General features: G+C 57.1%; 11 protein-coding genes. 3 read left to right on the top strand and 8 right to left on the bottom strand.

The window, feature by feature from the left end; translation table 11 throughout:
- Positions 1–41: 41 nt before the first annotated feature.
- From V6E55_RS09900 to tctD, 3 genes are all read right to left on the bottom strand, one after another.
- Positions 42–581, bottom strand: a complete 540-nt coding sequence (locus V6E55_RS09900) for a YfaZ family outer membrane protein (RefSeq protein ID WP_114977662.1) — start codon at positions 579–581, stop codon at positions 42–44.
- 127 nt (positions 582–708) lie between these two features.
- Positions 709–2118 (bottom strand): sensor histidine kinase, encoded by a 1410-nt coding sequence (locus V6E55_RS09895; protein ID WP_114977661.1) that lies wholly within the window; start codon positions 2116–2118, stop codon positions 709–711.
- Complete coding sequence (tctD, locus tag V6E55_RS09890; RefSeq protein ID WP_316942729.1) at positions 2105–2779, bottom strand: transcriptional regulator TctD; 675 nt, start codon at positions 2777–2779, stop codon at positions 2105–2107. Before tctD ends, V6E55_RS09895 begins: the two co-directional genes overlap by 14 nt.
- A 140-nt stretch (positions 2780–2919) precedes the next feature.
- Here tctD and V6E55_RS09885 point away from each other — a divergent pair, with 140 nt between their 5' ends.
- From V6E55_RS09885 to V6E55_RS09875, 3 genes are read left to right on the top strand one after another with little or no spacing between them, the layout of a single operon-like run.
- Positions 2920–3900 carry a Bug family tripartite tricarboxylate transporter substrate binding protein gene (locus V6E55_RS09885; RefSeq protein ID WP_316942728.1) on the top strand — a complete coding sequence of 327 codons (981 nt, stop codon included), beginning with the start codon at positions 2920–2922 and terminating at the stop codon, positions 3898–3900.
- Between the two features lie 11 nt (positions 3901–3911).
- The gene (locus tag V6E55_RS09880; protein WP_114977658.1) at positions 3912–4343 is read left to right on the top strand and encodes a tripartite tricarboxylate transporter TctB family protein; all 432 of its coding nucleotides are present in this window, start codon (positions 3912–3914) and stop codon (positions 4341–4343) included.
- An 11-nt stretch (positions 4344–4354) separates the two neighbouring features.
- Entirely contained in the window at positions 4355–5869 is a 1515-nt protein-coding gene (locus V6E55_RS09875) for a tripartite tricarboxylate transporter permease (RefSeq protein ID WP_114977657.1), read from the top strand.
- On the opposite strand, the gene menE is transcribed toward V6E55_RS09875, so the two are convergent.
- From menE to menD, 5 genes are read right to left on the bottom strand one after another with little or no spacing between them, the layout of a single operon-like run.
- Complete coding sequence (gene menE / locus V6E55_RS09870) at positions 5870–7231, bottom strand: o-succinylbenzoate--CoA ligase (RefSeq protein ID WP_316942727.1); 1362 nt, start codon at positions 7229–7231, stop codon at positions 5870–5872.
- On the bottom strand, positions 7228–8193 hold the full coding sequence (menC, locus tag V6E55_RS09865) for an o-succinylbenzoate synthase (RefSeq protein WP_316942726.1): 966 nt from the start codon (positions 8191–8193) through the stop codon (positions 7228–7230). The genes menE and menC overlap by 4 nt, the downstream gene beginning before the upstream one ends.
- A complete protein-coding gene (gene menB / locus V6E55_RS09860) occupies positions 8193–9050 on the bottom strand; it encodes a 1,4-dihydroxy-2-naphthoyl-CoA synthase (protein WP_080328564.1) in 858 nt (285 codons plus the stop codon). Before menB ends, menC begins: the two co-directional genes overlap by 1 nt.
- Complete coding sequence (gene menH / locus V6E55_RS09855; RefSeq protein ID WP_316942725.1) at positions 9047–9823, bottom strand: 2-succinyl-6-hydroxy-2,4-cyclohexadiene-1-carboxylate synthase; 777 nt, start codon at positions 9821–9823, stop codon at positions 9047–9049. The genes menB and menH overlap by 4 nt, the downstream gene beginning before the upstream one ends.
- Positions 9820–11490: a 2-succinyl-5-enolpyruvyl-6-hydroxy-3-cyclohexene-1-carboxylic-acid synthase gene (gene menD / locus V6E55_RS09850; RefSeq protein ID WP_316942724.1), complete on the bottom strand. Its 1671-nt coding sequence runs from the start codon at positions 11488–11490 to the stop codon at positions 9820–9822. Before menD ends, menH begins: the two co-directional genes overlap by 4 nt.
- Between the last annotated feature and the right edge of the window lie 76 nt (positions 11491–11566).

The raw sequence follows: 11566 nt of genomic DNA, 5'->3' as shown, positions 1-11566 counted from the left end.
GAAGAGAGAAACTGGCGCGACAGAATGCCGCGCCGGAGTGATTAGAAACCTGCGCTGACGCCCACGTACGGGCCGTCGGCCAGCGCGTTGTCGCGGTTGCCGTCTTTACCAGCCAGGTTCAGATAGCGATAGCCTGCTTCGATGGTAATTGGACGCATGATGGTCCAGCGCGCGCCGGCGTTGGCTTCTTCATAGCTTTCAATACCGCTGGAGAGCGAGTCCGGGGAATAGTAATACTCACCAAACAGACCGAAGCTGTCGCCAATTTTCCACTGCAGGCCACCACCCACCGCGGCCGCGTAACCTTCATCACCGTCATTCGGGTTGGTATAAATACCTTTACCGCCGACAGTAGCCAGGAATGGACCAAGAGGAATGTTCAGACCCAGGCCAAGGCTGGCTGCGTCACCGTCATCATCGTTATGCGTCCAACCACCGGTCATTGCCAGACCTGACGTCTCGGTGCCTACGCCAAAGCCCAGGTGGGTGTAATCCTCACCCGCCGAGCCGTTAATGCTAATGGCGTTTGCCGCCGCAGAAACAACCATCAGGCCGAAGCCCAGTAATGCCACTTTTTTCATTGTCGTGATCCCGCACAATTTATAGAGAAGTCCCAAAAACGCGAGATTTTAACCGGAGTCTCCCGGGGATCAAGCACTCTGCGTGCGGCGGACAGGTAGATTGTAACGAATTGATACCGCGGTTTTTTTACGTGAGCAGCGGAAAGCGCATTTTTACGCTCAGTCCGCCTAATGTTTCGCTGCGGGTTAGTTGAAGAGGGCTGCGGTGCAGCCGGGCGATATCGCTCACCAGCGCCAGACCGATCCCGGACCCGGCAGCCTCTCCGACATTATCCAGCCGATGGAACGGCAGCATCGCCTGGTGGATCTGATCCTCTTCAATACCGGGACCACTGTCTTCCACGCTCAGCTCAACGGTGCCCGCATCTATTCGCAGGGAAACGGTCACCATCCCTCCCGACGGGGTATATTTAATCGCGTTCTCCAGCAGATTGGCACACAGTTCTCCCAGCAGAACCTCATCGCCTTCGACCATTACCGCCTGTTGTACACCCTCATAACCCAGATCGATCGCCTTGCTGCGCGCCTGGGCCAGCCGTGAGAAACAGCAACTTTGTACCACCTGCACCAAATCCACAGGCGTAAAATGACGCTCCCCCTGCTCTTTACGTTTCACCGCCGAAAGCTGTAACAACCGCTCTGTGAGCACAATAGTGTCATCCAGAGTCGCATTCATCGCCCGCAAACTCTCCTGCCACAGCGCAGGATCCTGGCGAGTCAAGGCGACTGAGACCTGGGTTTTAAGTACCGCCAACGGAGTTTTGAGCTGATGCGAAGCATCCGCATTGAAGCGTTCCTGACGCGAAAGCACACCGCGCAGCCTGTCGATATAGCGGTTAAAGGCCACGATCAACAGCCGGGTCTCAGACCAGGGTAATAATTCCGGTAGCGGCGTGAGCAAGCCCGGCTCACGGCGTACCATCAGCGACGAAAGCTGGCGCATCGGGCGCAGTACGCGACGCAACATCCACGCGGTTAGCACCAGGGTCAGCAGCACCAGCAGCCCCTGGGAAACCCATGATGAAAAAAGCAACTGACTGGCAAGATAACGGCGGGACTGGAGCGTCTCCGCGACGTAAATCTCGGCCATACCCATGATATTACCTTCATTGACGGGCTGCAGCAGACGCGCCACCCGAATCGCCTGCCCACGATATTCGGTATGGTAAAACCATGCCAGTGCCGGGTAGAGCGTGGTACGTGATGTCGCAGGCGGCATCTTCGGCAGATCGTCATAACCGGAGATCACCCGTCCGTCAGGGTCGACCACTTTATAGTAGAGCCGGTCGTTCATATTGAGTTCAAAGCTGTCGAGAACCACCCAAGGCACATTTACCCCCAGCTTACCGTCATGAACGACCAGCCGTTCCGATATGGTGCGGGCAGAGGACAACAGCGTGCGGTCGTAAGCCTGCGTAGCCGCCTGCAATGCGCTGACATAGCTGTTAAAGGCTGAGAGCCCCCACAGCAACAGCAGTGGCAGACCGAGAAAAAGCAAGAGTTGCAGGTAAAGCGACTGCGGTTTAGCCCACTTCATCACCGCTCTCCAGCACATAACCGAGTCCCCGCAGGGTCGTTACCCGCACGCCGCTGCCGCTCAGCTTTTTGCGCAGACGATGGATGTAGAGATCGATGCTCTCCGGGCTGACATCATCGTTCAGGCTGAACACCTGGTCGAAAAGCTGCTGCCGTGAGACAGGACGGGTTCGGCGAAGCATTAGCACCTTCAACAGCGAAAGTTCACGCGGAGTGAGCGAAAGCGGCTCATCGCGCAGCAGAAAAAAGCCCTCATCATCATACTCCAGCTCACCCAGACGCTGACGCTCCTGGGTACGCCCCTCGCTTCTGCGCAGCAGAGCGCGTAGTCGAGCGTCAAGCTCCTCCAGCTCAAACGGTTTTGGCAGATAGTCATCCGCTCCGGCGTTCAGGCCCTTTACCCGGTCCGCCACATTGCTGCGCGCGGTGAGGAACAGGACTGGTAGCGTCTGCCCCCGCTTTCTGAGGCGGTGGACCACTTCGAGACCATCAAAGCCGGGCATGCCGATATCCAGAATAGCAACTGCGTAGTTTTCACCCTGCAGCAGATGGTCGGCGGCACGCCCGTCGGAGACGCAGTCCACGGCAAAGCCTTCCTGCACCAGCGCCTTCTCCAGCCAGTGAGCCAGCTCACGGTTATCTTCAGCGAGTAAGAGACGCATGTCACATCCTGTAAAGTTGGTGTCCCATTGAAAGGGAAATGAAAGGTTATTGTTTTAACAATCACGCAACGGAACCGCTACAAGGTGGTTCACATAATCAGAAAAAAACCGATACCCGTACCCCGGCGTGAGGATAAACAATGAAAAAACAATTACTTTCGACCCTTGCTGTAAGCGTATTGATGATGAGTGCCTCTGTCGTTCAGGCGCAGGATGCGCCATCCCGCACCGAGTGCATCGCACCGGCCAAGCCGGGCGGCGGCTTTGATCTCACCTGTAAACTGATTCAGGTCAGTCTGCTGGAGACAAAGGCCATCGAGAAACCGATGCGCGTGACCTACATGCCTGGCGGTGTGGGCGCTGTGGCTTATAACGCCATCGTGGCGCAACGTCCTGCGGAAGCGGGCACGGTGGTGGCCTTTTCCGGTGGCTCACTGCTGAATCTGTCTCAGGGCAAATTTGGCCGCTACGGCGTGGATGATGTGCGCTGGCTGGCCACCGTCGGTACCGACTACGGCATGATTGCCGTGCGCGCGGACTCCCCATGGAAATCCCTGAAAGATCTGCTGATCGCCATGGAAAAAGACCCAAACAGCGTGGTAATTGGCGCTGGTGCGTCTATTGGCAGCCAGGACTGGATGAAAGCCGCTCTGCTGGCGCAGCAGGCCAAAGTGGATCCGCACAAGATGCGTTACGTGGCCTTTGAAGGTGGCGGTGAGCCGGTCACGGCGCTGATGGGGAATCACGTTCAGGCGGTTTCCGGTGATCTCAGCGAAATGGTGCCGTACCTGAGCGGGGATAAAATTCGCGTGCTGGCGGTCTTCTCCGAAAACCGTCTGCCGGGGCAGCTGGCGAACGTCCCAACCGCCAAAGAACAGGGTTATAACCTGGTCTGGCCGATTATCCGTGGATTCTTTGTCGGGCCAAAAGTGACCGATGCGGAATATCAGTGGTGGGTCGAAAGCTTCAACAAACTCCAGCAGACAGAAGAGTTTAAAAAGCAGCGCGATCTGCGCGGGCTGTTTGAGTTCAACCTGACAGGTAAACCGCTGGACGAGTATGTCAAAAAACAGGTCAATGACTATCGCGAACAGGCGAAAGCCTTTGGCCTTGCCAAATAACCGGAGGGGATATGAGCGATCGTATTTTTGCCGGAATATGGCTGCTGCTCTGCATTGGCGGACTGTTCGTCGCCTGGCAGATCCACAGCGAATACAGTTATGAACCCGTGGGGCCACGCCCTTTCCCAATGGGCATTGTCGGCCTGATGCTACTCTGCTCAGTGGCCTTGCTGCTCCGCCACCCGGATACGGTGGAGTGGCCACCACGCCGCATTCTTCAACGCCTGCTGGTGATGGTAATAGTGCTGCTGATGTATGCCTGGGGATTTGAGTGGCTCGGCTTCCCGGTTGCCACCGCCATCCTGACAATGGTAATTGGCATGCTGTTCAACGCCACCCTCCCCGCTGCGGGGATCTCAGGCGCCGTGATGGGGATTTTACTGTGGTACGCCTTTGACCGCCTGCTGGACGTGACGTTACCCCTCGGTGCATGGCTTAATTAACGGAGCACGCTATGGATACCTGGATTTATCTCTCACAGGGGTTCGCCGTGGCGATGACCCCGGAAAACCTGGTGATCGCCCTGATCGGCTGCTTCGTCGGGACCATTGTCGGCCTGCTTCCTGGTCTTGGGCCGATCAACGGTGTAGCCATTTTACTCCCGCTGGCATTTGCCCTTCATTTACCTGCGGAATCAGCACTGATCCTGCTGGCGACGGTCTATATTGGCTGCGAATATGGCGGACGTATTTCGTCAATATTGCTCAACGTGCCCGGAGATGCTGCGGCGATTATGACCGCTCTGGATGGTTACCCGATGGCACGACAGGGGCGCGGTGGTGTGGCGCTTTCTATCTCTGCGGTCAGTTCGTTCTTTGGCTCGCTGATTGCCATTGGCGGCATCATTCTGTTCGCCCCTGCACTGGCGCAATGGTCGCTGGCGTTTGGCCCGGCAGAATATTTTGCCCTGATGGTGTTTGCTATCGCCTGCCTCGGCAGCATGATGGCGCAAAATCCACTGAAGTCGTTTTTGTCTGCGCTGATTGGCTTAGGGTTAGCCACTGTCGGCGTGGATGCCAACACCGGGGTGTATCGCTTTACCTTCGACAGTGTTCACCTGTCCGACGGCGTGCAGTTTATCGTGGTCGTGATTGGTCTGTTCTCTGTCTCTGAGATCTTACTGATGCTGGAACATACCAGCAGCGGGCAGACGCTGGTGCGTAAAACCGGCCGCATGCTCTTTAGTGCCAAAGAAGGTGCGCAGTGTATCGGCACCACGCTACGCTCCTCAGTAATTGGCTTCTTTGTCGGTATTCTGCCGGGGGCCGGTGCCACGATTGCCAGCGCCATTACCTACATGACCGAGAAAAAGCTCAGTGGCAACAGCGACAGCTTCGGCAAAGGGGATATTCGCGGCGTTGCTGCGCCTGAGGCAGCCAATAACGCTTCGGCCTGCGGTTCGTTTATTCCCATGCTGACGCTCGGTGTTCCCGGCTCCGGTACCACGGCGGTGATGATGGGTGCACTGACGCTCTATAACATCACTCCGGGGCCGGCCATGTTTACCGAGCAGCCTGACATCGTCTGGGGGCTGATTGCAGCGCTGTTGATTGCCAACGTGATGTTGCTGGTGATGAATATCCCGCTGATTGGGCTCTTCACGCGCATGCTGACGATCCCGCTGTGGTTCCTGGTACCTGCCATTGCGGCCGTCTCGGCGGTTGGGGTGTATGCGGTACACAGTACCACCTTCGACCTGATTCTGATGGTGGTACTGGGGGTGTTCGGCTACATCTTACGTAAAATGCACTTCCCGATGTCGCCGCTGATTTTAGGCTTTGTGCTGGGTGAGATGCTGGAGCAGAACCTGCGCCGCGCCCTGTCCATCAGTAATGGCAATATGTCCATCCTGTGGGGCAGCAGTGTGGCGAAGGTCCTGTTAGCGATGGCTATCATGGTCATTGTCGTACCACCGGTATTACGCCTGCTGCGTCGCCGCCAGCGTAAACCTGCGTCGGATATCGGTTGATTATCCTTTTAACAACGTCGTGACCCACTGTTTCAACGCCTGGCGGGAGATCTTAATCCCGCCATTTTTTAGCGCCGTCGGCAACACCAGCCAGTGAGCTGGCTGCTCAAAGCGAGCCAGTTTGTCCTGCACCCAGTTCGGGAAATGGGTAATATCCGTTCCCGGTTCGCACTCCACCACTGCCACCGGGCGCTGCCCAAACTCAGCATCGTCCAGCGGGACGATAAACACCTGGTTAATTTGCGGATGACGGGCGATAACCCGTTCAAGACTTTCAGGTTGGATCCCTTCTCCACCGCTAAAAAAGAGGTTGTCCATACGCCCCAGAATTGTCAGCCGGTCATCATGCCATTCACCGCGATCGCGGGTAGCGAACCAGCCCTGCTCATTCGTCAGCGGGATCAACGCCCCGTCACGCCAGTAGCCTGAGGCCATGCTTTGCGCTTTGATCCAGACTTCACCATCAACCACCTGCACTTCTCTGCCCGGCAGCACACGGCCTACATCCGGCTCGCCGTCAGCCTCTTTCGCACAGACAGTTGAAGCAAACTCCGTCAGGCCATAGCCACAGAAGGTGCGAACACCCTGTTTTCGTGCTTCCTCTGTCAGTTCAACAGGAATTGCCGCTCCACCGAGCAGAACGGCTTTCAGCGCAATATGTTGCTGAGTGTTAAGCAGACGCCATAGCTGTGTCGGTACCAGAGAAGCGTGGGTACAGCCCTGCAGTGCCTGCTCAAGCGGCTGCTTTTCGCGAACGGTTAAACGTGCCCCGGCCAGCAACCAGCGCCATAAAATTCCCTGACCGGAAACATGAAACAGCGGTAGCGAAAGTAGCCAGTCATCGTCATCACCGTAGGGGAGAAGCGACAGGACGCCTCGCGCACTGGCAAGATGGGCGTCGCAGGTATGAACCGCAGCCTTAGGCAGCCCGGTAGAGCCGGAGGTCAGCGTCATGGAGGCCAGCCGTGTGGGCTGCCACGTAACACGATATTCGCCAGCGTGCTCTCGCATGTTCAGGGCAGGAAGACCATCGTAGATGCCATTCAACACCAGCGCAAAGCGCAGTGTCATCTGCGGAAGCAACACCTCCAGCAGATGACGCGGCAACTGCGGGTTAACGGGAAGAATACGTGCCCCGCACTGGAGCAGTGCCAGCCACGCCATCAAGGTTTGCGGATGATTATGGGCTAGCAGCAGCACACCGTCGCCCTCTCCGACGCCCTGCTGCTGAAAACCTGCCGCAAGGCGGTCGACACGTGCACATAGCTGTTGCCAGGTAAGCACCTCATCGTTCAGCCTCAGCGCTGGCTTATCGGCAGCCTGCGCACACCAGTGCCGCCACGGCCAGTCGGTAAAACTCATAGCAATGGCTCCAGCACCTCAATATCAAGACACGGTAGCGAACTGTCCGGCCACTGGCGAATAAGCTGAGCCTGCATCAGGTTTAGCGTGTCGAGACCCGGGATCGTGTCTGGCGTTAACCAGGCAGCGATGCGTGCCAGTTGGGTCAGCCCAAGGCTGGATTCTATGGAGGAGCTGATCACCGCCGTCAACCCCAACGCATGTGCTGCTGCGACCTGCTCACGCACTTTCGCCAGAGTGCCAGTCAACGTTGGCTTAATCACTACCGCGCTGACGCCGGGCTCGGCAACAAATTCGAAATCCGCTTCGCGCAGGCTTTCATCCCAGGCGATGGCAATCCCCGTTTCCCGGGCAAACGCACGCGAATCATCGCGTGTTTTACACGGTTCTTCCAGGAAGGCAATGCGACTGCGGTATGCCGGATTGACGTACTTCGCGAATTGCTGTGCCTTCAGTGGCGTCCACGCGCGGTTAGCATCCAGACGCAGATGCAGATCCGGGATCGCTTCCAGCAGGAGGTTAGCGACCATTCCATCTCGCACCGCTTCGTACAGGCCAACTTTGATTTTCGCCACTTTCTCACCGGGCATGGCGGAAAGCAGGGCGAACAATTCGTCCGGATCACCGGTGCAAAGCGGTGCCGCGCGGTAATTAGCCTCTTGAGGCAAACTACCGTCGAGCTCAGCCAGCGCACAGCTAATGCCAAAAGCCACGGAAGGAACGTCCGGCAACGCCGGATCTGCCCCATCACGCCACTCTCCGGCCCACGCAAGTAATGCAGACTGCGCGTCATCCAGCGACTCAAGGCTAAAGCCTGGCAGAGGTGAAATCTCCCCCCAGCCTTCCCGCTCACCCTGCTGCAGATGAACGAAGAAGCCGTCACGGGTTTTTAACCGCCGTTCACGCAGTACCACACCCGCGTCCATCGGTATCTGCCAGCGGTAAACCTGCGCGCGACGCATTACGGGTTCCGTTTGTATTTGCTGAAATCTGGCTGGCGTTTTTCGTTAAACGCGTTGCGCCCTTCCTGACCCTCTTCGGTCATGTAGAACAGCATCGTGGCATTGCCCGCCAGCTCCTGCAGACCCGCCTGACCGTCACAGTCAGCGTTCAGGGCTGCTTTCAGGCAGCGCAGTGCCATTGGGCTGTTTTGCAGCATTTCACGACACCAACGCACGGTCTCTTTTTCGAGATCGGCAATCGGTACGACTGTGTTGACCAGCCCCATGTCCAGCGCTTCCTGAGCATTGTACTGACGGCACAGGAACCAGATTTCGCGGGCTTTTTTCTGCCCGACAATGCGCGCCATGTAAGAGGCACCCCAACCACCGTCGAAAGAACCCACTTTTGGGCCAGTCTGACCGAAGATCGCGTTCTCTGCGGCAATCGTCAGATCGCACATCATGTGCAGCACATGACCGCCACCGATGGAATAGCCTGCCACCATCGCCACGACCGGTTTTGGACAGGTACGGATTTGACGCTGGAAATCGAGCACGTTCAGATGGTGTGTACCCGCATCATCCTGGTATCCGCCGTAGTCACCGCGCACTTTCTGATCGCCACCGGAGCAAAACGCTTTGTCACCTTCGCCGGTCAGAACAATCACGCCGATGTTATCGTCATAGCGCGCATCTGCCAGCGCCTGGATCATCTCTTTCACGGTCAGCGGACGAAAGGCGTTACGCACCTGTGGACGGTTGATGGTGATTTTGGCAATGCCGTCTGCGGATTTGTGGTAACGGATATCGGTATAACCTTCGGAGCAGTCTTGCCATTCAACCGGAGCATAGAGCATGTGTTCATCAGGATAGATCATAGAGAGTCCTTTATTCGAAGACGCAGTATCTGAGCCAGACACGCAGCAACTGCACCCGGGTTTTCCCGGTGGGCGTTGTGTCCGGCGTTGGGAATTGCATGGCGAACGGCGTTCAGTTCCGCGGCAAGGGCCGCAAACTTCTCATCATGTTCACCATATAAATATTCAAAGGGGAAATTGCGGGCGCTGAGCGCGGCACGCAAATCAGGCTGCACGGCCAGCGACGTCGCCTCCAGCATCATCGCCAGATTCAGGCCGTTGTTCTGGCTGCGCAAAGTAATCAGCGCTTTGCGCTGGGTATCTGTCAGGGAGGCAAAGACGGGCTGTTGATACCAGTCAGTAAAGGCTTTATCCAGCGGTTCAGTACGAAAACGCTGTGCCCAGCGGTGATCAGATACCCGCCGCGTGTTGCGCTCTTCATCATCCAGCAGACCCGGATGCCCACCTTCCACAATCACCCCCAGCAGCCCCTGTGGCTGCTGGCAGGCATGGAACATCGCAATGCGGCCGCCAAGGGAGTACCCGATAAGCCAGAAGTTAAGTATGTTGTAACTAAGCAAGGTTCGGGTGAGCATTGTGCTCATCTCGTTAAACCCGGTCACGCCAATATTCCCGGATCCACCGTGCCCCGGTAGATCCAGGTACAGCCGGGGATAATTGCTGAGTTTCTCGCCAACCACCTGCCACTCGCGGCAATCCCCGGAGAAACCGTGCAAAAAGACCAGCCAGGGATAACCTGGATTTCCAGCCTTTTGCACACCCGAGAGGATCACAGCTGGCTCACCTGTGCCAGCAGGCTTTGCAGCATCTGCGCGCCGTCAGCATCATTCACCACCAGCTCAATCAGCGTTGCTCCCGGCTGTTTCCAGGCGGTGCTCAGCGCCATATCAAGCTGTTCCCAGTTTTCCGGGCGATGGTATTTCAGGCTGAACATCGCCGCGGCGTGTTCAAACTGGACATTCTGCGGCATCAGGTAAAAGCGCTCACGTTCGCTTTGCGGCGTTGGCAAGAGAGAGAAGATCTGCCCACCGTTGTTGTTGACCACAATTAGCACAAACGGGGCCGACGCCTGTCGTAGCAGCGCCAGCGCGTTGAGATCGTAGAGTGCGGAGAGATCGCCCACGATTGCCAGCGTCGATTTCGCGCTGGCGCGCTGCACGCCAGCTGCCGTTGAGATCAGCCCATCAATGCCGCTCGCGCCACGGTTGCTGTAAACCGGGTAACCCGCAGGCAGCTTCGAAAACGCGTCAATCAGGCGCACAACGAGGCTGTTCCCGACAAACAGTTGTCCCTGCTCAGGCAGATACTGACGAATACGGTGCGCCAGCCCGGCTTCACTCAATGCTTCACAGTGCGCTTTGGTGAGCTCCCACGCCTGACGCGAAAGCTCCGGTATTTCAACGGCCCAGGGTTTGCGTTTTTCCGCCGGATGGAGCGTAAGCCAGGTGTCGATATTGCTGACCAGACGACGCCCGCGATGGTGTGCCGGGTCGAGCCGTCCTTCCAGCGGATCCACCAGCCAGTATTCTTCCGGGGTGCACGTTGCCTGCCATTGCAGTAATCGCTTACCGGTTAAACTTGAACCAAGCTGGACAACAATCTGCGCCTGTGAAAGCTCAGTGACGGCTTTCGCATTCCCCAACCAGAGATCGGCACACGGTAGCGGCTGACCGGTCTGGGAGAGCACGTCACCAATCAGCGGCCAGCCAAGTGTTTGCGCCCATTCAGCAACCAATTCACCTTCGGCAGCGCTCATGCGCCCGGCGATAACCACGCCGCGTTTTTGCCGCCAGAAGAACCAGTCGCGTTGTTTTGCACTCTCAAGCTGTGTCTGCTCACGCAGCCACGGTTTTTCGCTTTCCCACCAGTCACCGAGGGTGTGTTGCCACTCAAGACCGGTGTTGTCCAGTTCGCCGTACAAGGGTTCGGCAAACGGGCAGTTGATATGCAACGCCCCACTGCGCAATGTCTCCATGGCGTGATCGACGGTGGATACCAGCCAGCTTGCCGGGATATCCTGCGTGGGACGAGGCAACGAGATTGTCTGCGAAGGGTGCGAGGAAAAGAGTCCCTGCTGACGAATAGCCTGATTGGCGCCACAGTCGATAAGCTCAGGTGGACGGTCAGCCGTCAGCAGGATCAGTTTTTCACCGGTTAAACCGGCTTCAATCAGTGCCGGATAGAGGTTCGCCACGGCAGTACCGGAGGTGACAATCACCGCTACAGGCTCTTTGCTGACCTTCGCCAGCCCCAGTGCCAGATGGCCAAGACCACGTTCATCAAAATGGGTATGGTGAATGAAAGCCCGGTTTTCAGCGGCCGCCAGTGTCAGCGGCGTTGAGCGAGAACCCGGCGCAATACACACGTGCCTGACGCCATGGCGCGTCAGGGCTTCAAGGATCACCGCCGCCCAGCGCCGGTTAAAAGAACTTACTGACATGAGATTGTCCGGAATCAAGAATACGACACAGTATAAATAATAGAAAAATTTGGAATTTTGATATGAATCGGGAATG

The sequence above is a fragment of the Enterobacter sp. 342 genome (assembly GCF_036663495.1).
Taxonomy (GTDB): Bacteria; Pseudomonadota; Gammaproteobacteria; order Enterobacterales; family Enterobacteriaceae; genus Enterobacter.
Note: the sequence above shows the minus strand (reverse complement) of the source record. Positions and strands in the feature narration are given on the sequence as shown.

Bases quoted from the DNA above. Each gene is read 5' to 3' on its own strand.
- V6E55_RS09900 (WP_114977662.1), bottom strand. From the start codon at position 581: ATGAAAAAAGTGGCATTACTGGGCTTCGGCCTGATGGTTGTTTCTGCG.
- V6E55_RS09895 (WP_114977661.1), bottom strand. From the start codon at position 2,118: ATGAAGTGGGCTAAACCGCAGTCGCTTTACCTGCAACTCTTGCTTTTT.
- tctD (WP_316942729.1), bottom strand. From the start codon at position 2,779: ATGCGTCTCTTACTCGCTGAAGATAACCGTGAGCTGGCTCACTGGCTG.
- V6E55_RS09885 (WP_316942728.1), top strand. From the start codon at position 2,920: ATGAAAAAACAATTACTTTCGACCCTTGCTGTAAGCGTATTGATGATG.
- V6E55_RS09880 (WP_114977658.1), top strand. From the start codon at position 3,912: ATGAGCGATCGTATTTTTGCCGGAATATGGCTGCTGCTCTGCATTGGC.
- V6E55_RS09875 (WP_114977657.1), top strand. From the start codon at position 4,355: ATGGATACCTGGATTTATCTCTCACAGGGGTTCGCCGTGGCGATGACC.
- menE (WP_316942727.1), bottom strand. From the start codon at position 7,231: ATGAGTTTTACCGACTGGCCGTGGCGGCACTGGTGTGCGCAGGCTGCC.
- menC (WP_316942726.1), bottom strand. From the start codon at position 8,193: ATGCGTCGCGCGCAGGTTTACCGCTGGCAGATACCGATGGACGCGGGT.
- menB (WP_080328564.1), bottom strand. From the start codon at position 9,050: ATGATCTATCCTGATGAACACATGCTCTATGCTCCGGTTGAATGGCAA.
- menD (WP_316942724.1), bottom strand. From the start codon at position 11,490: ATGTCAGTAAGTTCTTTTAACCGGCGCTGGGCGGCGGTGATCCTTGAA.